The sequence below is a fragment of the Xanthomonas sp. F14 genome (genome assembly GCF_014199865.1).
In genome coordinates this window covers 331,823-350,887 of record NZ_JACHOM010000005.1, presented here as the reverse complement: position 1 = coordinate 350,887, position 19,065 = coordinate 331,823, and the positions used below count along the sequence as shown (strand labels likewise).

The following is a 19,065-nucleotide window of genomic DNA, read 5'->3' as shown; positions in this document are numbered from 1 at the left end:
TTTTATTCGTTTTTTGATAATTCTTTGGAAAACAGCGATCTAGGTCATGTCTTGAGAGACATTTCCAAGCTGAATGCGCATGTCCGCAGCAGACAAAAAAGCCCGCTGGCAGGACGCCAGCAGGCTTGGTTGCGCAAAACCGCGCGCCGAACAGGTCACGAATCGGACCAGCGCTCCCCGCGCCGACCACTCAGCCCATCATGGTGCAGGACGAGAGCGGTTTTGCCCGCACCGTTGCGTCAGGAAACCGACGTCAGCGCCCCCCCCCCTCGCGCCGCCATGTGTCGGATCACTGACGCGCCAACAGGCTCACTCCATCGAAGCCGCTGCCGTCGAGACGGATGAAATAGGTCCCGGCACGCGGTGCGGTGAAGCGCACCGTCTGGCTGGTTCCGCTGCGGCTGGACATGCCGTCGTTGTCGGTCGCGCTCGGCGCGCGGCCCAAGGCGACATACAGCGCCGCCTGCCCGCTGCCGCCGAAGCTGATGAAGCTCAGCACCGCACCCGCGTTCGCCTCGAAGGCGAATACACCGGCATCGCCGGCCACATTGGACAAGCCGCGCTCGGGCACGCTGTTGCGCAGCGTCTGGGCATCCAGCTGGCAGCCCAGATCGCCGCTGTCGCAGCGACGCAGTGCACGATCGATCGCCGCGCCGGCATCCACGATGCCGCTGCCGGCCGGCGTGCTCAACGGCAACTGCACCGGAAACGCGCGTGCACTGCGCTTGAGCAGGCGTTCCAGCGCCGCAGGTGTCAGCGGCGGCCTGCCATCGGCGATCAGCGCGCTCTGCACCAGTGCGGCAGTCCCCGCCACGTGTGGCGAGGCCATCGAGGTTCCGGCAAAGCCGGGCCCGATATAGTCGAATTGGCCGGACGTGGGCGTGGTCGTGCCGGTGTAGCCGGTCTGCCAGATCCAGCTGCCGATCGGGCCGTCGTACAAGGTGTCGGTTGCCAGATCGCGTGCGCCACCACCGGGTGCGGCCAGATCGATCAAGCTGCCGAAATTGCTGTAGTACGCCAGGCCGCCGGTCAGGCGGGTGGCCGCCACCGACACCACATTGGCGCAGTTGGCCGGCACCGCACTGGACACATCCGAGCCATCGTTGCCGGCCGCCACCACCACGGTGGTACCACGCGACACCGCACCGTCGATCGCCGCCTGCGTGACCGAATCGCAGGGGCCAAAGCCGCCCAGGCTCATGTTGATGATTTCCGCCGGGTCGCGATTGTCCGGCACACCCTCCACATGCCCGCCGGACGCCCACACGATGGCATCGCTGATATCCGAGAACGAACCGCCGCAATGACCGAGCACGCGGACCGGCAGCACCTTGGCCTTGTAGGCCACGCCGGCACCGCCAATGCCGTTGCCGGTGGTTTCGGCGATCGTGCCGGCCACGTGGGTGCCATGCCAGGAGCTGTCATGCGCCGCGGAAAAAATGCCGCACTCGCCGTCTTCGGCTTCCCAGTCGCCGCGGTCCAGCGCACCCGCCACGCGTGCATCGGTCGGACGTCGCGACCGGCCGGCATCGGTGATGAAGTCGTAGCCCTGCAACAGATTGCCGGCCAGATCCGGGTGCGCCGGCAGGATGCCGGTGTCGATCACCGCCACCACCACGCCCTCGCCCTGCGCGGTCTTCCACGCCGCCGGCGCATCGATGCCGCCGACCGGATCGGTGAGATGCCATTGATTGCTCGCCAGCAGTGGATCGTTGGGCAAGCTGCCGCCGCTGCTCTGCAACGGATAGGCGCGTGCATCGATCTGTGCATGTTCCACCGCCGGATCGGCTTGCAGCTCGCGCACCAGGCGGTCGGCGTCGCTGCGGCTGAGTTGCGTGGGCAACCGGATCAACTCTCCACCCACCGCCAGGGTACGCACATGCGTCGGCGCCGCCTGCGCGCCGCTGCGCGTGGCCGGCGCCAGGCGCACTGCCGCGCGTGATGCCGCCGCAGTGATGGTGGCGGTGGACGCGGCGCCGACGGTGCGCGCGCTCACTGTGCCGCTGCGATAGGTGACGATGATGGCGTCGACCGGCGCATCGCGCATGGCCTGCAGCTGTTGCGCGCTGCGTATGCCGGCGTCCGGCGTGGCCGCGTTGGCGATGCCGCCGGCAAGCGACAGCACCGCGCTGCAGGCAATGGCGAGGGTTCGGGAACGATGGGTCTGAATCACGATGACGTCCTCTTCAAGATGAAATGCAAATGAGTGAGCACGCAGCCGCCGCGAGCGCAGCCGCTGCGATGGCAAGACCTGCGCTACCAGCCGAAGCCGGCGCCCAGGCCGATCGACCGGTCGTCACCGCTGAGTGCGCCGCCCACCGTCAAGGTGGCGCGCGGGCTGATCGCACGCTGGTAGCCCACCGACAACGCCGATTCGCCGTTCTGGAAACCGACGCCGGCACCGACGCGGTTCTGTGTGGCGATACCACCGACGCTGGCGGCCATGTTCAACATCGCCGAGCTCATCGCGCCCTGACGATCCAGGCGACGGTTCTGCCGACGCAGACGGTCTTCGATAGCGCCCTGGTAGGTCTCGAAGCTGTCGGCCATCGCGTTGTAGCGGCTGTCGGTATAGCTGTTGGCCGCGGCAACGCCGTTGTCCAGCTGGCCCTTGTTGACCGCATCGGTGGCTCGCGTGCCGGCGGCCACATTGGCCACCTGACGCTCGCCGCCGACGCTGCCCACCGACACCGTGTTGGCACGATCGGCAACCGACCCCTGACCCAGCGCGACCGCACCTTGCGCACTCGCACGTGCGCCCTGTCCGATCGCCGTGCCGGAGGCCGCACTGACCTGCGCGCCTTCGCCCATCGCCACCGCATTGGTCGCCACCGCGGCAATCTGCGTATTGGCGCCGACCGCGGTACTGCCATCGGCATTGACGCGTGCGTTGCTGCCGATCGCGGTGTCGTTGGGGCCATGCGCATACGCGCTGCCGCCGATCGCCGTGCCGGTCACGTGATTGGCCACTGCTGCCGTGCCCACGGCGGTGGAGCTTGCGGCCGGGGTGATGCTGCCGACCACCGCGGCGGTCGGCGTGCCTTGGAGCGCGTCGCTTGCGGCAAGCCCGCCCGCCGTTGCGGTGACGGAGGACACCGCGCTGTCGGCCATGCCGTCAGCGGCCAGCGATATCGACTGCAGGCCATCGGCTGTCGCATCTGCGGTAGTGGCGCCAGCCGAGGCGTCCGCAGCCGGGGCTGGCGCCGTTGCCACACGCGCTGCAGCCGAACGCGCCGCAGCGCCAGGCGTCGTCGTACCACCACGCGCATCCAGCTCGCTGACCTTGCTGTCCAGCGCAGTCAGCGCCTCGCCCACATTGCGGTAACTGCTGCCCTGGACCACGTAGGTCGGCGCGACGAACACGCCCTGCGCACCGATCGCCGCGCCACCGCCGAGGAAGCTGGCGGCGTTGCTGAGCGACTGGAACAGCTGGCCGCCGTTGATCGCATCGGTACTGGCACCGGCAATCGCACCATTGCCGACATTGACGATGCGGCGCGTGGCCGGGCCGCCGCGGCCATCGCCGTTGCCCACCGACACCACGTTGGCCTCGTAGCTGCGCGAACCCGCGCCCAGCGCCACCGAATCGGCACCGCTGGCACCGGCATTGGCACCGAGTGCGACGGCATCACGACCACCCTGGCGGGTAAACGCGTTGTAACCCACTGCCAGACTGTTGTTACCCAGCGCATTGGCTTGCACGCCCAATGCCACCGCCGCGCTGCCCGTTTCGCCGACGAACACGCCCACGTTGGCATTGCGCCCGATCGCGATCGCATCGGGCGCATCCGCCTTGGCGTTGCTTCCCAGCGCGATATTGTCGCCGTAGAGGATCGATGTATTGGCGCCGCTCCCGATCGCGATGCTCCTGCTGGAGGTGGCACGCGCGTCATAGCCGATGCCGATGCCCTCCGCGCCCTCGGCCGATGCCAACGCTCCCAGCGACACCGTGCGTGGAGCGAACGACGCCGCGCTATGGCCGATCGCCACCGCGTCGGTATTGTTGTCGTTGGAGAACACGTTGGCGTTGTAGCCGAGCGCAACGGCGTAATCGCCGTCGCTGCGCGCACCTGCGCCGATGGCAACGCCACCGACCCGGAACGCACCCGCCGGCCTGAGCGTGGAGCTGATCAGCGACATGCCGCCGAGCGTCACGCTGCGCTCGCCGGCGGCAACCGCCAGACTGCCCATGGCAACACTGCTCTCGCCAAGACTGGAGGCATTGAAGCCCACCGCCGTGGTCATGCTCGCGTCGGCCCGCGCACCGAAGCCGAAAGCCGACGCCGCCGTACTGCGCGCGGTCGAGAAGGCGCCCACCGCGGTGGCGACATCATCCTGCGCACGTGCGCTGAATCCCGCCGCCATCGATTGCTCACCGCTGGCTGCTGCCCCCGTGCCGACCGCGGTGGCGAAGCTGCGCGTGGCAATCGCCCCGCTGCCCAGCGCCGCTGCGCCGCGCGCCTGGGCCAGGGTGGCCTGTTCCTGCGCACCGACGATGGAACCCGCCGCATCGAATACCGGCACGGACGCGACGCCACCCACTGCAACGGCCGAGGCATCGGCCGCGCTGGCGTTGCGGCCGACGGCCACGGCATCGCGCCCGAGTGCCAGACTGCCCGAGCCCAGCGCGTTGGCACCATCGCCGATCGCGTTGCTGGCGCTCCCCAACGCCAGCGCATTGAGTCCGTCGACATGGGCGGCGGCTTCGTCCGTATCGGTCTTGCCAATGGCCAGCGTGCTGTCGAGACGGTCGGCCACCGCACGCACGCTGTCGAGTTGGGCGAGATTGACTGCATCATTGGCCTCGGTGCCTGCCGCCACGCTGGTGATCTGCCGCGTCAGCCCCGCCTGCACATCGCCAACCGACACCGTGTTGCTGCGGTTCGCGTAGGAACGCGCGCCCAGTGCAACGGCGCTGGAGGCAGAGCGGTTCCAGGCATCGTCGACAAAATCGCCCACACGCGCGCCATAGCCGATCGCCACCGCGTCGATGCCATTGGTTTGGGAATCTGCACCGATCGCGGTGTTGTTGCCGTTGAACCACGAGGTGCCGGCACGTGCGCCCAATGCGATGCTGTTTTCAGTGTAGGCGGTGCTGTCGTGACCGATCGAGATGCCACCATCGCCCATCGCCAAGGCGAAACCACCCAGCGACACCGTGCGTGGCGCGAACGAACCGGCGCTGTGGCCGATCGCCACTGCATCGGTATTGCCTGGCGCATTGGGAAAGATGTTGGAATCGTAGCCAATGGCAATCGCATAATCGGACTGGCTCTGCGCACCTGCACCGAGCGCGATGCCACCTGTTCCGGTGGCAGCGGTGATCGAGCCGAAGTTGCTGATGCCACCGACCACCACGCTCTGCACGCCACTGGCCAATGCGGTATCGCCCACCGCGATACTGCTGCTGCCTTGGCTGCGCGCCCGGTAACCGAAGGCGGTGGACGTGTCTCCACTGGCACGCGAACTGTAGCCGCCGGCGGTGGAGAGAAAACCGCTTGCCGTGGATAACCCGCCGATCGCGGTGGCGCCGTCGTTGAAGGTCTGTGCGCGATAACCCAGCGCCGCGCTCTGCACGCCAGTGGCGCTGGCGCCGCTGCCAACGGCACTGGAAAACGGGTCCCCAGCCACCGCACCACCGCCGACGGCAGTGGCCCCCACACCGGACGCCTGCGTGGCCTGTTCGCGCTGCCCGATGACAAATCCGGATGCGTCGTAGTCGTAGACCGTTGCCACGCTGCCGACGGCGGTTGCCGATTCCCCTGCGGCCGACACGTTGTGTCCGATCGCGGTGGCGTCGCGCTCCAAGGCCAGGCTTCCGCCGCCGAACGCGCTGGTTCCATCGCCCAGTGCATTGCTCGCATTGCCCAGCGCCAGCGCATCCTGCCCATCTGCAAACGCCGGTGCATCGGCATCGGCCGCAGGTGTTGCCGCTGCTTGCGCGCTCGCTGTTGCAGGCGCGGCGCTGTCGCTTGTCGCCGCATCGGTGTCGCAACGCTGTTGGCCTTGGACCACCGTGCAATGTGCAAGCGCGTCGGCTTGCGTGGTCGTGGCCTGGGCAACTCCAGCCATGCCTGCAAGCGCCAGCAGCAGTGCCGCCGCCAGCCTGCCGCGCGCATGCCCCGCAGATTGATATAGCGCTTGATTTCCCGTGTCGCGGGCAAGCCTTACCGTTCGGCGATGAGCACGCTGCTCACCACCGGCATCCAATTGAATTCGCTTCATTAACGACTGACTCCCCATTGGTCTGGCATGTAAAAACCGACCACCGTGCGATTGCATCGCACGGTCCCCCTGAGGTTTATCGAAAACGCACTCGTCCTGCTTCTGCAGCGGCAACTACCCGCGCAAAAGCATCCACGATCAATTCATAAAGTGCTGCAGAAACGCCATGAATCGAAGATTCATAACGTGGTCTGAATCTATTGAAAAACCAAAATTTCAATTGAGATTGACGTCACACAAGCAGCACCACCAGATACTTCGACTAAATACCTAGTAGTTTTGATAGTTACTTAAAGTAAACCATGTTTCGACCTTCACTAAATGCAGTTCATCGCAACAGTGCCAGTGCGACCGCAGGCGTTCGCCCCCACCAGCAACGCATGCAACGTGATGGCGACAAGCCTTGTGCTGGCCGCAAGCCAGGCTGGAAAGCCGCGTTTTTCTAGAGTGTCCTGCCGCTGCGCGCGCTGTATGCAAGGACGTAGCTGCCATTGGCAGACGTCGCAGGCGAGCCTGGCTCCTTGGGAGCCTGCAGTCGACCCAAACGCGGCCATGCATTTTCTTGCTCATAAAGCACCAGGCATCGCCACGCCGCTCGCGGCAACGGTCGAAGGACTCGATACCACTGCAGGCCGTCGCACAGATCCGACACCGGAAACGACAACGGCCGTGTGCATCGCTGCACACGACCGTCCAATGACACGGTTGGTACGGCGCTTCAGCTCACGCCGCACACCTCCCTACCGTCAACCGCACCAGACCCGCACGTTGCGGAACATCCGCAGCCACGGCGAATCCTCGCCCCAGTCGGCCGGGTGCCAGCTCAGGTTTGCCGTGCGCGGAGTGCGCTCCGGATGCGGCATCAGGATGGTGGCGCGACCGTCGCTGCTGGTCAGGCCGGTGATGCCGTCCGGCGAGCCGTTCGGATTGAGCGGGTACTGCGATGCGACCGCGCCATCGCCATCGATGAAGCGCAGGGCCACCCGGGCAGCCGCCTGATCCACCACGGTGTCGAACTCGGCGCGGCCTTCGCCATGCGCCACCGCCACCGGGATCCGCGAGCCGGCCATGCCGCGCAGGAAGATCGACGGCGACTCCACCACTTCCAGCAAGGCGGTGCGCGCTTCGAACTGCTCGCTGCGATTGCGCAAAAAGCGCGGCCAGTGCTCGGCACCGGGAATGATGTCCTTGAGCTGGCTGAGCATCTGGCAGCCGTTGCACACACCCAGCGCGAAGGTATCGCTGCGCGCAAAGAACGCGGCGAACGCATCGCGCAAGGCCGAGCGCTCCAGGATCGAGGTGGCCCAGCCACGGCCGGCACCCAGCACGTCGCCGTAGCTGAAGCCGCCACAGGCGGCAAACCCGGAGAACTGCGCCAGATCCACGCGGCCTTCGATCAGGTCGCTCATGTGCACGTCGAACGCACGGAATCCGGCGCGTTCGAAGTTGTAGGCCATCTCGATCTGCCCGTTGACGCCCTGCTCGCGCAGGATCGCCACCTTGGGCCGTGCACCGGTCGCCACGAACGGCGCGGCCACGTCTTCGGACGGGTCGAACACCAGCTTCGGACGTAATCCCGGCGCCTGGAAGTCGCGCGCCTGCGCGCGCTCCTCGTCGGCGGTTTCCGGGTTGTCGCGCAATTTCTGCATGGCGTGCGTCACCGACCACCAGGCGTCGAACAAGGCTTCCCAACGCCACTCGGCCAGCACCCGGCCCTGCCCGCTCACGCGGATGCGTGGCGCGCCGGTGGGGCGTGCGATGCGCTGCGCGCACTCGGTCAGCGCATGCCGCTCGACCAGATCGGCGAACGCGGCGCGGTCCTCGCTGGCGATCTGCACCACCGCACCCAGTTCTTCGTTGAACAGGCTGCGGAACGCATCGTCGCCCCAGGCATCGAGGGTGATGTCCAGGCCCTGCCGCGAGGCGAACGCCATCTCGCACAGCGCCGCAAACGCACCGCCATCGCTGCGGTCGTGGTACGCCAGCAACAGGCCGCTCTCGCGCGCCGCGCGGATCAGTTCAAAGAAGCTGCGCAGCCGCTGCGCATCGTCCAGATCCGGCACCTCGCCGCCGAACGCCGGCAATGCCGCAGCGTCGGCATACACCTGCGCCAGCACCGAACCGCCCAGGCGCTGCTTGCCGCCGCCCAACCCGATCAACCACAGCTCGCTCTCTTCGTCGCTGCGCAACAACGGCGTCAACTGCGTGCGCACATCGCCGACCGGCGCGAATGCACTGATGATCAGCGAGACCGGTGAAACGCTCTTGTGGGCGATGGGATTGGAGATTGGGGATTGGGGATTCGCAACGGCGGAAGGCTGCGGCGTTTCGCCATTCCCGATTCCCGATTCTCCATTCCCGACAACCCACTGCGCCTGCATCGACAGCGAGTCCTTGCCCACCGGCACGCTCAGTTCGAGTGCCGGGCACAGCTCCATGCCGATCGCGCGCACCGCGTCGTACAGCAGCGCGTCTTCGCCGGCGTGACCGGCGGCGGCCATCCAGTTGGCCGACAGCTTGATGCTGTCCAGCGTCTGCACCGGCGCGGCGCACAGGTTGGTGATCGCCTCGCCCACCGCCATGCGCGCCGACGCGGCGGCGTTCAACAACGCCAGCGGGGTGCGCTCGCCGATCGACATCGCCTCGCCGGCGAAGGTGTCGAAGCCGGCCAGGGTGATCGCGCAATCGGCCAGCGGCAGCTGCCACGGCCCGATCATCTGCTCGCGCGCGGTCAGGCCGCCCACGCTGCGGTCGCCGATGGTCACCAGAAAGCTCTTGGACGCCACCGTGGGATGCGCCAGCACGCGCAGGCCGGCCTGCTGCAGGTCCAGCGCGGCGGTCTGCAGCACCGGCCACTGCGGCGCCGGCGGATGCACCGCATCGCGATGCATCTTCGGTGCCTTGCCGAAGAGCACATCCATCGGCAGGTCGATCGGGAGCGGGGATTGGGGATTGGGGATTGGGGATTGGTTGGAAGCAACGGCGGACCCGGCAACTGATGAATCGCTTTTGCGAATCTCCAATCCCGGCTCCCCAATCCCGTCCCCAAACACGCCATAGCCAACCACCAGCCGCTCCTCGGCCGCGGCCACGCCGACGGCGGCAAACGGGCAGCGTTCGCGCGCGCAGATGGCGGCGAATTCGTCCAGGCGTGCCTGCGGTACGCCCAGCACGTAGCGCTCCTGCGATTCGTTGCACCACAGTTCCAGCGGCGACAGCGAGGGGTCGTCGGTGAGCACGCGGCCCAGGTCGATGATGCCGCCCACGCCGGAGTCGTGCAGCAACTCGGGGATGGCGTTGGACAGGCCGCCCGCGCCCACATCGTGGAACCAGCGGATCGGGTTGTCGCTGCCCAGCGCCACGCAGCGGTCGATGACCTCCTGGCAGCGGCGCTCCATCTCCGGGTTTTCGCGCTGCACGCTGGCGAAATCCAGCGCCTCGGCGCTGTCGCCGGCCGCCACCGAGCTGGCCGCACCGCCGCCCAGGCCGATCAGCATCGCCGGGCCGCCCAGCACGATCACCGCATCGCCGGGCTGCAGGCGCAGCTTCTCGACCTGATTGCGATCGATCGCGCCCAGGCCGCCGGCCAGCATGATCGGCTTGTCGTAGGCGCGGGTCAGGCCCGCACCTTCGGCAAGCTCGAAACTGCGGAAATAGCCGAGCAGGTTCGGCCGGCCGAATTCGTTGTTGAACGCGGCGCCGCCGAGCGGGCCGTCGAGCATGATGTCCAGCGCCGGAGCCATGCGCGGGTTCAGCGCGCGCGGCGCCTCCCACGGCTGCGGCAGGGTCGGGATGCGCAGGTGCGACACCGTGAACCCGGTCAGCCCGGCCTTGGGCTTGCCGCCGCGGCCGGTGGCGCCTTCGTCGCGGATCTCGCCACCGGCACCGGTGGCGGCGCCGGGAAACGGCGCGATCGCGGTCGGGTGGTTATGCGTTTCGACCTTGATCGCAAACGCCGACGGCAGCACCGCCTCGGCACGGTACTCGCCACTGGCCGGATCCGCGCGATAGCGCGCGGCCGGCACGCCTTCCACCACCGCCGCGTTGTCGCTGTAGGCCGACAAGGTGTGCTGCGGGGTCTGCTGGTGGGTGTGCTTGATCATGCGGAACAGCGAGCGCTCCTGCGGCTTGCCGTCGATGGTCCAGCTGGCATTGAAGATCTTGTGCCGGCAGTGCTCGGAATTGGCCTGGGCGAACATCATCAGCTCGACATCGGCCGGGTCGCGGCCCAGCTCGGCGAAGCGTTCGCGCAGGTAGTCGATCTCGTCCTGCGCCAGCGCCAGACCGAGGTCGCGGTTGGCCTGTTCCAGCGCCGCCAGCGGCACGCGCTGCAACTGTCCGCGATCGGGCACGTTGAACAGCGCCTCGGCGGCCGCGGCCGAGCCGAGCAGCGACTGCGTCATCGGGTCGTGCAGCAGCTTGGCCACAGCGGCCTGCATCGCTTCGTCGGCCGGCCAGCCGGCCAGATCGATGCGGGTGCCGCGCTCCACGCGCTGGATCGGCTGCCCAGCCCCACGCACCAGCTCGGTGGCCTTGCTCGACCACGGCGACAAGGTGCCCAGACGCGGCACCACATAGCGCGAGGAGGCATCCTCGGCCCGCGGCGTGGGGGCGGCTTCGGCCTGCAGGATCCGCTGCAAGGTGGCCTGGTCGGGCGCTTGCCCGGCCTCGGCGCGGATGAAGTACACGTGCCAGGCGCCGGTGATGCGCAGCGCGGGAACGAGGGTTTGCAGGCGGGTTTCGAGCCGAGCGCGGCGGAACGGCGAAAGGGCGGAAGCGCCCTCGAGGACCATCATGTCCGGGGAACCGTGTCAGAAACGGGGCTGCAGATTGTAACGGAGCTGATGCGTCGGCGCCGGACCCGGCGTGGGTGGGCCGCCGGTCCATGCGGTGATCATTCGCACATCCCGGGCCGGATTCGGCGCATTCCGGCCGATGCGGCAACGGCGAAGGCGGATGGCGATGCCGGCAGGGAGTCACGCGCACGCCCGCGCTTAGGCCGGGTCGCAGCGCGGTAGCAACGTCCGCAGCGCTAGCCACCACCGGTCCACCGCCGCTCTCACCGCATCAACCGTGCAGCCAGCACGACCCTGAAACGCAGGAGGCCGGAATGCATGCATTCCGGCCTCCTGATCGATCACACCGACCGCCGCAGCGGCCGGCATCCCGGCGCCGCTGCCGGATACCTCAGCGGCTGCCGCCGGCAGTGCTGACCGCGCGCTTTTCCAGCGCCTCACGCAGCTGCGCCGGCGGCAGGTAGCCACCGAGCTGGGTGCCGTCCGGCGCAAAGATCGCCGGGGTGCCATTGACGCCCAGACGCTGGCCCAGCGTGTATTCCATGGACACCGGGTTCTTGCAGTCCTTGGCATTCACCGGCTGCCCGGACTTGGCCGCGGTCAGGGCCTGCTTGCGGTCGGCCGCGCACCACACTGCGATCATTTCCTTGTGGTCCTGGCTGCCCAGGCCCATGCGCGGAAACGCCAGATATTCCACCGCGATCCCCTGCTTGTTGAGTTCGCCGATCTCGCTGTGCAGCTTGCGGCAGTAGCCGCATTCCACGTCGGTGAACACCGTCACGGTGTACTTGGGGTTTGCCGGCGCGAACACGATGCGGTCGGCCTTGGGCACTGTCTCCAGCTGCTTGCGGCGGTAGGCCAGCAGGCCCGGGCTGGCAGCGAACTGCTTGTTCTGGATGTCGAACGGCTGCGCCTGGATCAGGTAACGGCCGTCGTCGCTGACGTACAGCACCTGCCCGCCGACCACCACTTCGCGGAAACCGGGAAACGGCGCGGCGCCGATGTAGTCCGGCTTGAAATCCGGATCCAGCGCCTTGAGCGCGACGCTCACACGCTGGTCCACATTGCCCGCAGCGGCGGGGGCAGCGGCGGCGGCTGGCTTGGCGCCGGCATTGCTTGCCGCAGGCTGCGAGGATTGCGCGCAGGCGGTAAGGCTGATTGCGCCCAGCAGCGCGGCGATGGCAAGACGATACATTCACGCATCCAGTGGAATGGGGTGCCTGGATTCTCGCACAGCGCAGATGAAGCCAGGCAGCGAGCGGGACGCTTTGTTTGCCGGCCGAGCCGCTGAATGGGCCGCGGGGGGATGCCGCTGCGCCTGCGACCGCAGTCAGCCGCGCGGATGATGGGCGGCGTGCAGCTTCTGCAGGTGCTGACGCGCCACCAGGGTGTAGATCTGCGTGGTGGACAGCGAGCTGTGACCCAGCAGCATCTGCAGCGCGCGCAGGTCCGCACCGTGGTTGAGCAGATGGGTGGCAAAGCTGTGCCGCAGCCCGTGCGGGCTCACCGTGGCGGGGTCGATCCCGGCCACCGCCGCATAGCGTTTGACCAGCGCCCAGAACTGCTGGCGGCTGGGCGGCTGCCGTGCTGCATCGATGAACAACGGCACCTGCCCGTCCACTGCCGCCACCGCCTTGTGGCTGGCCAGCAGCGGGCGCGCCTGGCTCAGATACCGCTCCAGCCAGTGCTGGGATTCCTCGCCCAGCGGGACCAGCCGCTCCTTGCTGCCCTTGCCGGTGACCCGCAGCACGCCCTGGCGCAGGTTGACCCCCACCGCCGGCAGGTTGACCAGTTCGCTGACGCGCAGGCCGGCCGCATACATCAGCTCGAGCATTGCGCGGTCGCGCAGGCCCAGCGGCGTGTCGATCTCGGGCGCGGCCAACAGCGCCTCGATCTGCGTTTCGGTCAGCGCCTTGGGCAAGCTACGGGGCAACTTTGGTGGGTCGATCAGCGCCGTCGGGTCGTCGCTGCGTACCCCATCGCGCAGGCACAGCGCGTAGAACGCCCGCAGCGTCGACAATAGCCGCGCTGTGCTGCGTGGGGAGTAATTGGCCTGAGCGCGCCAGCGCAGATAGTCGAACAACGCCGCCCGATCGACACCCAGCAGGCCGCCGCCGGCACCGTCGCGCCAGCGCGCCAGGCCTTCCAGGTCGCGCCGGTAACTGTCCAGGGTCTGCCGTGCCACGCCCTGCTCGGCCCATAACCGGTCCAGGAAGCGTTCGATGGCGGCGGCATCGGCGGCCTGCACCGGTGGCAGGTGTTGCGCCAGTTGGCGACGTTCGGCGGGACTGCTGGCTGACATCGCAACAGCATAGAGCGTGACATGCGATTTGCGGCGCGCCGTGTTGGCCAGGCGCGGGATTGGTGGTGCGGCTTGCCTCGACAAGCCAGCCACCACATCGCTCCCGCCTCGACGCACAGGCCCGGCCCGGCGCGGGATTGCCGCAGCGCGACGTTGCCCGATCGGCTGTGCCGGCTATGCTCGCGGCATGACCTCGCCCCCTTCACCGCGCAGCGCGCGACCGCCCGCCCTGGTGGTCTGGCGCCTGCTGGCCCTGTGCTACGACGCCTGGCCGGTCCTGGCGCTATGGATGCTGATCTCCGCCGCGTTCACGCTGGGCTTCACGCTTGCCGGGCACCCGGCCCGCGAAAACATCGCCCCCTTCAGCGGCTGGCAATGGCTGTTGTGGCTGTGCTGCTGGATCGCCGCCGGGGTGTACGCCACCGTCAGCTGGCGACGGGGTGGCCAGACCCTGGGCATGCGCCCGTGGCGGCTGTCGCTGGTCGGGCCGCAAGCCAACTGGCGCGCGCTCTGGGTCCGCTATGCCGTCGGCACGCTGTCGCTGGCCTTGGCTGGCGCAGGATTCTGGTGGGCCTGGCTGGACCGCGACCGCCTGGCCTGGCACGACCGCGCCAGTGGCACCCGGCTGCAGCGCACGCCCAAGCGCTGAAACGACCAGACCGCCCTCTTGCCGATCTCGACGGCAGGCGACAACGGAGTGCGGCCGTCATGCGAAGCACCCACCAGGCAACTGCTCGCGTGCAGGCAGTTAACTGCGGCGAACCGAGACGGGTGTGGACTCAATGCCCGCGTGCCGAGGGGCGCTCAATCAGCCACTGCACGGCATAGCCAACCAGATACAGCGCCACCAGAAATGGCGGAACCAATAGCACATAGCTGTGCACCCAGGGCATATCGGTCAACCAGGCGTCAGCACCCATGGCATCAAGCACAGTCAGCTGTGGTGTCAGCGGCAACTGCAGCAATACAAAATGGCCCTTGGGGTCGCCACCAGCGTCGCTGGCCGCCCACACGCATAGAGCAGTTCCAGCGACGTATAGCAGGCAAAGCACGGTTCCGAATACGCTGAACCGACGCATCGGCGTCAGCTACTGCGCCGTCGGAACAGCCATGCCGACACGCCCAGCATCACCATCGGCGGCAGCGCGTAGGCGATGCGGTAATCCAGCTTGAGTGCGCCGGCCATGCGGCCGAAGAACAGCTGCAGCAGCCAGAACCCCAGCGCGAACAGGATGCCCAGGAACAGCCGCTTGCCCAGGCCGCCGCTACGCAGCGAACCGAACGAGAACGGAATCGCCGCCAGGCACAGCGCCAACACGTTGAGTGGATAGAACCAGCGGCTCCAGTACTGGTCTTCGTAGTCGCGCGCGTCCAGGCCGTTGCGGCGGCGATACTCGATGCTCTGTTCCAGATCGCGCGCGGACAGGTTGCGCGGCTTGGCCAGCCCGGCCGCCAGCGCCGCCGGGCTGAGCTGGGATTGCCACGGCAGCTCGGGGAAGGTTTCGCGCTGCACCGAGCGCTCCTGGAAGGTGTCGCGGCGCACCTGGCGCAGCGTCCAGGTCCCATTGCGGTTCTCGGCCAGTGCCGCATAGGTCAGCTGCTGCATGCGGCCGCTGGCATCGAGGTGGTACAGCCGCACATCGTGCAGGTCCAGCGCGGTGCCGCCGCCATCGAGCAGCTTTTCTTCGCCGCTGAGCGCATTGAGGAAGGTGTCGCCCTCGCGCGCCCACAGGCCGGAATAGCGCGAGCCGGCCATGTTGCTGTTGTAGCGGGCGCTGGTCTTGAGGGTATCGGCCTGGTTCTGTGCCCACGGCCCCACCGTCTCGCCACTGATCACCATGGTGGCGGTCAGCAGCGCCATGGCCGCCACCACCGAGGCCGACATACGCTTGCGCGACACGCCCAGCGCGCGCAGCGCGGTGAGCTCGGACGTTGCCGCCAGCTGGCCCAGGCCCATCAAGGCGCCGATCACCGCCGCAGTGGGAAACAAGGTGTAGGCCCGGCGCGGCACGGTATAGGCCACGTAGGCCACCGCATGGCCAAAGCTGTAGCTGCCCTGGCCGATGCTTTTGGCCTCGCTGGCAAAGGCGTTGACCAGGTCCAGGCCCAGCAGCACCGCCCATGTCAGCAGCACGGTGAACAACACCGCACGCCCGATGTACCAGTCATGCACGCGTGGCATCAGCCTCATGCGCGCACCCTCGGCCGACGCACGCGGCCATCGCGCGCATACGCCCAGATCGCCACCGCCAGCAGCGGCAGGGTCAGCCACCACAGACCGAGCGCGGCCGGCGTCTTGCCATTGGCGATCCACTGGGTGCCGACGATCATCAGATTGGTGCCCACCATGTACGCCAGGAAGGCCAGCATGATCCGGCCATACCGCTGCTGCCGTGGCGCGCTGCGCGACAGCGGCAGGGTCAACAGCGCGAAGGCCAGCGCCAGCAGTGGCGGCGCCAGGCGCTCATGCAGCTGCGCGCGCGCGGCCGGGCGCTGGTCCGACAGCAGCTGCGTGGTCCACATCACTTCCGGATCGTTGGCATCGTGCACCTGGGTCCGGTCGGGCAAGGCCACATCGTTGCTGGCGAACTTCATCAGGCGGTAGTCCAGGGTGTTGCCGGCGGCCGGGCCTTCGATGCGATAACCGTCCTCCAGGCGCAGATATCGGTCGGCCTTGCCTTCGAAGAACATCGCGCCGCGGTCGGCGGTGACCACATCGATGCGGTCGTCCTTCTGGCGCTGCATGAAGACCTTGCCCAGGCCCTTGCCGTCGGCCGAGATCGTGGTCAGGTACACCACGCCGCCACCGGACAACGGGGTGAACTTGCCCGACTCCAGGCCGGCCATCACGATGCTGCGGTTGGCGTCTTCCAGCATGGTCTCGGCGGTGCGGCTGGCCCAGGGGCCCAGCCACAGCGAGCACAGCCCGATCACCACCACCACCGGCACCACCAGCATCAGCATCGGCCGCAGCAGGCGCCGCGGGCCCACACCGATGGCGGTGATGACGGCCATTTCTGAATCGCGGTACAGCCGCGCCAGTGCCAATAACAGCCCCAGCATCAGCGCCAGCGGCAGGATGATCGGCAGATACGCAACGAATTGCAGGCCCACCTGAGACAGCAGCAAGCGAGCAGGGATGCGGCCGTCGGCGATATTGCCGAGGATATCCACCAGCACACCGCCGACGCTGACGACCAGCAGCACGATCAAGGTGGCCAGGAAGCTCTGGGTGAAATCGCTAAGCAGGTATCGATCGAGCTTCGGCATGGGGTGGGCTTGTTTTAAACTCTCGGATTCGTTCGCGGCGGCGCCAGCCTAGTCAGGTTGGCGTAAACAGCCCGCGATTGTACGGATTTGCCTACGGAATCTGATCAATGGCCCTGCAATTCACCCTGAACCAAGACGCGCCGGCAAGCGCCGCCGTCGACTGCATCGTGGTTGGCGTGTTCGCCGACAAGACCCTGTCGCCCGCCGCCCAGGCACTCGATAGCGCCAGCCAGGGCCGTCTGACGGCCCTGGTGGCACGCGGCGATGTGGCTGCCAAGACCGGCAGCACCAGCCTGCTGCACGACCTGCCCGGCGTCGTCGCCCCGCGCGTGCTGGTGGTCGGCCTGGGCGAAGCCGGCAAGTTCGGCGTGGCGCCGTACCTCAAGGCGGTGGGCGACGCGACCCGCGCGCTGAAGACCGGCCCGGTCGGCACCGCCCTGCTCACCCTGACCGAATTGCCGGTCAAGGCGCGCGACAGCGCCTGGAACATCCGCCAGGCCATCATCGTCAGCGACCACGCCGCTTACCGTTACACCGCCACGCTGGGCAAGAAGAAGGTCGACGAGACCGGCCTGACCACGCTGGCGATCGCCGGCGACGACGCCCGCGCACTGGCCGTGGGCGTGGCCACCGCCGAGGGCGTGGAGTTCGCCCGCGAGCTGGGCAACCTGCCGCCGAATTACTGCACCCCGGCCTATCTGGCCGAGACCGCCGCCGCGTTCGCCGGCAAGTTCCCCGGCGCCGAGGCCGAGATCCTGGACGAGACGCAGATGGAGTCGCTCGGCATGGGCTCGCTGCTGTCGGTAGCGCGTGGCTCGGCCAACCGCCCGCGGCTGATCGTGCTGAAGTGGAACGGCGGCGGCGACGCGCGTCCGTACGTGCTGGTCGGCAAGGGCATCACCTTCGACACCGGCGGCGTCAACCTCAAGACGCAGGGCGGCATCGAGGAAATGAAGTACGACATGTGCGGCGGCGCCAACGTCATCGGCACCTTCGTGGCCACCGTCAAGGCCGAGCTGCCGATCAACCTGGTGGTGGTGGTGCCGGCGGTGGAAAACGCCATTGACGGCAATGCGTACCGCCCCTCCGATGTGATCACCAGCATGTCCGGCAAGACCATCGAGGTCGGCAACACCGACGCCGAAGGCCGCCTGATCCTGTGCGATGCGCTGACCTACGCCGAGCGCTTCAACCCCGAAGCATTGGTGGACGTGGCCACGCTGACCGGCGCCTGCATGGTGGCGCTGGGCCACCAGACCGCCGGCCTGATGAGCAAGCACGACGACCTGGCCAACGAACTGCTGGCCGCCGGCGAGCACGTGTTCGACCGCGCCTGGCGCCTGCCGCTGTGGGACGAGTACCAGGGCCTGCTGGATTCCAGCTTCGCCGACGTCTACAACATCGGCGGCCGCTGGGGCGGCGCGATCACCGCCGGCTGCTTCCTGTCGCGCTTCACCGAGAACCAGCGCTGGGCGCATCTGGACATCGCCGGCGTCGCCAGCGACGAAGGCAAGCGCGGCATGGCCACCGGCCGCCCGGTGGGGCTGCTGACCCAGTGGTTGCTGGACCGCGCGGCCTGATGTCGCCACGCGCTGCACTGGCGCTGATTGCCGGCTTCTCCGTTGTGAACGGAGCAGCCAGCGCGGTGCCGGGCTGGACCAACCCCGGCATCGACCTGCTCTGGATCGTCATGCAGATTGTGCTGTTGTTTGTCTGGCTGGCGGCCGACAGCCGCCGGCTCGGCTACCGCCGGCCGGCCTGGATGAATATCGGCATCGTGGCGTTCGCCGTGCTGTTCCTGCCGGTGTATCTGTACCGTTCGCGCCCGCCGGGGCGCCGCCTGCGTGCATTCGGCGGCCTGCTGTTGGCCGTGCTCGGCTTTGCTGCCCTGTTCGTGGCCGCCGGCATGGCCACCGAATTCTTGCTCTCCTCCCGCTTTGTGACCGCCTGATGCCCCGTGCCGATTTCTACCTGATCGCCAAACCGCGCTTCCTCAACGAACCGCTGCGGCTGGTCTGCGAGCTGGCGCGCAAGGCCAACGACGCCAACCTGTCCACGCTGATCCTGGCGCGCGACGCCGCGCAGGCCGAGGCACTGGACGACCTGCTGTGGGCATTCGACGACGAGGCCTACATCCCGCACCAGATTGCCGGCACCGACGAGGAAGACGAACTGGCGCCGGTGCTGATCGCCGCGCCGGAGTTCGATGCTCCCTCGCGCCCGCTGGTGATCAACCTGCGCGACGACCCCTACCTGGGCGCCTGCGACCGCGTACTGGAAGTCGTCCCGGCCGACCCCGCCGCCCGCGAACCGCTGCGCGAGCGCTGGAAGCAGTACAAGGCCCTGGGCCTGGAACTGACCAAATACGACATGTGAGTGGGCGGGGATTGGGGAGTCGGGATTGGGGATTGGCAAAAGCAGGTTTTTTGCGCATCCCAGGGCTGCATCCAACGACAAATCCGCAATAGCCGA

12 protein-coding genes are annotated in these 19,065 nt (G+C 67.8%); 4 read left to right on the top strand and 8 right to left on the bottom strand.

Annotated features, from left to right (window positions below; all coding sequences use genetic code 11):
• Positions 1-289: 289 nt before the first annotated feature.
• From GGR73_RS18195 to xerD, 5 genes are all read right to left on the bottom strand, one after another.
• Entirely contained in the window at positions 290-2,173 is a 1,884-nt protein-coding gene (locus tag GGR73_RS18195; RefSeq protein ID WP_184458200.1) for a S8 family peptidase, read from the bottom strand.
• Between the two features lie 83 nt (positions 2,174-2,256).
• Positions 2,257-6,225, bottom strand: a complete 3,969-nt coding sequence (locus GGR73_RS18190) for a YadA-like family protein (protein WP_184458198.1) — start codon at positions 6,223-6,225, stop codon at positions 2,257-2,259.
• Between the two features lie 746 nt (positions 6,226-6,971).
• On the bottom strand, positions 6,972-11,021 hold the full coding sequence (purL, locus tag GGR73_RS18185) for a phosphoribosylformylglycinamidine synthase (protein WP_184458195.1): 4,050 nt from the start codon (positions 11,019-11,021) through the stop codon (positions 6,972-6,974).
• Positions 11,022-11,412: 391 nt separating this feature from the next.
• Positions 11,413-12,216 (bottom strand): DsbC family protein, encoded by an 804-nt coding sequence (locus GGR73_RS18180; RefSeq protein ID WP_016902881.1) that lies wholly within the window; start codon positions 12,214-12,216, stop codon positions 11,413-11,415.
• 135 nt (positions 12,217-12,351) lie between these two features.
• Positions 12,352-13,323: a site-specific tyrosine recombinase XerD gene (xerD, locus tag GGR73_RS18175; RefSeq protein WP_046344346.1), complete on the bottom strand. Its 972-nt coding sequence runs from the start codon at positions 13,321-13,323 to the stop codon at positions 12,352-12,354.
• Between the two features lie 187 nt (positions 13,324-13,510).
• Here xerD and GGR73_RS18170 point away from each other — a divergent pair, with 187 nt between their 5' ends.
• On the top strand, positions 13,511-13,972 hold the full coding sequence (locus tag GGR73_RS18170) for an RDD family protein (RefSeq protein ID WP_046344347.1): 462 nt from the start codon (positions 13,511-13,513) through the stop codon (positions 13,970-13,972).
• 130 nt (positions 13,973-14,102) lie between these two features.
• On the opposite strand, the gene GGR73_RS18165 is transcribed toward GGR73_RS18170, so the two are convergent.
• Genes GGR73_RS18165 through lptF form a run of 3 tightly spaced genes read right to left on the bottom strand, consistent with a single transcriptional unit; the run spans position 14,103 to position 16,593 of the window.
• Positions 14,103-14,402: a hypothetical protein gene (locus tag GGR73_RS18165; protein WP_154832648.1), complete on the bottom strand. Its 300-nt coding sequence runs from the start codon at positions 14,400-14,402 to the stop codon at positions 14,103-14,105.
• Between the two features lie 5 nt (positions 14,403-14,407).
• On the bottom strand, positions 14,408-15,514 hold the full coding sequence (lptG, locus tag GGR73_RS18160) for an LPS export ABC transporter permease LptG (RefSeq protein WP_024939127.1): 1,107 nt from the start codon (positions 15,512-15,514) through the stop codon (positions 14,408-14,410).
• Entirely contained in the window at positions 15,511-16,593 is a 1,083-nt protein-coding gene (gene lptF / locus GGR73_RS18155; RefSeq protein WP_039814671.1) for an LPS export ABC transporter permease LptF, read from the bottom strand. Before lptF ends, lptG begins: the two co-directional genes overlap by 4 nt.
• Before the next feature lie 107 nt (positions 16,594-16,700).
• On the opposite strand from lptF, the gene GGR73_RS18150 reads away from it, so the two are divergent.
• Genes GGR73_RS18150 through GGR73_RS18140 form a run of 3 tightly spaced genes read left to right on the top strand, consistent with a single transcriptional unit; the run spans position 16,701 to position 18,969 of the window.
• Positions 16,701-18,173 (top strand): leucyl aminopeptidase, encoded by a 1,473-nt coding sequence (locus GGR73_RS18150; protein ID WP_184458193.1) that lies wholly within the window; start codon positions 16,701-16,703, stop codon positions 18,171-18,173.
• A complete protein-coding gene (locus GGR73_RS18145; RefSeq protein WP_024939130.1) occupies positions 18,173-18,544 on the top strand; it encodes a hypothetical protein in 372 nt (123 codons plus the stop codon). The genes GGR73_RS18150 and GGR73_RS18145 overlap by 1 nt, the downstream gene beginning before the upstream one ends.
• Positions 18,544-18,969 carry a DNA polymerase III subunit chi gene (locus tag GGR73_RS18140; protein ID WP_016902887.1) on the top strand — a complete coding sequence of 142 codons (426 nt, stop codon included), beginning with the start codon at positions 18,544-18,546 and terminating at the stop codon, positions 18,967-18,969. The genes GGR73_RS18145 and GGR73_RS18140 overlap by 1 nt, the downstream gene beginning before the upstream one ends.
• The last annotated feature ends 96 nt before the right edge of the window (positions 18,970-19,065 follow it).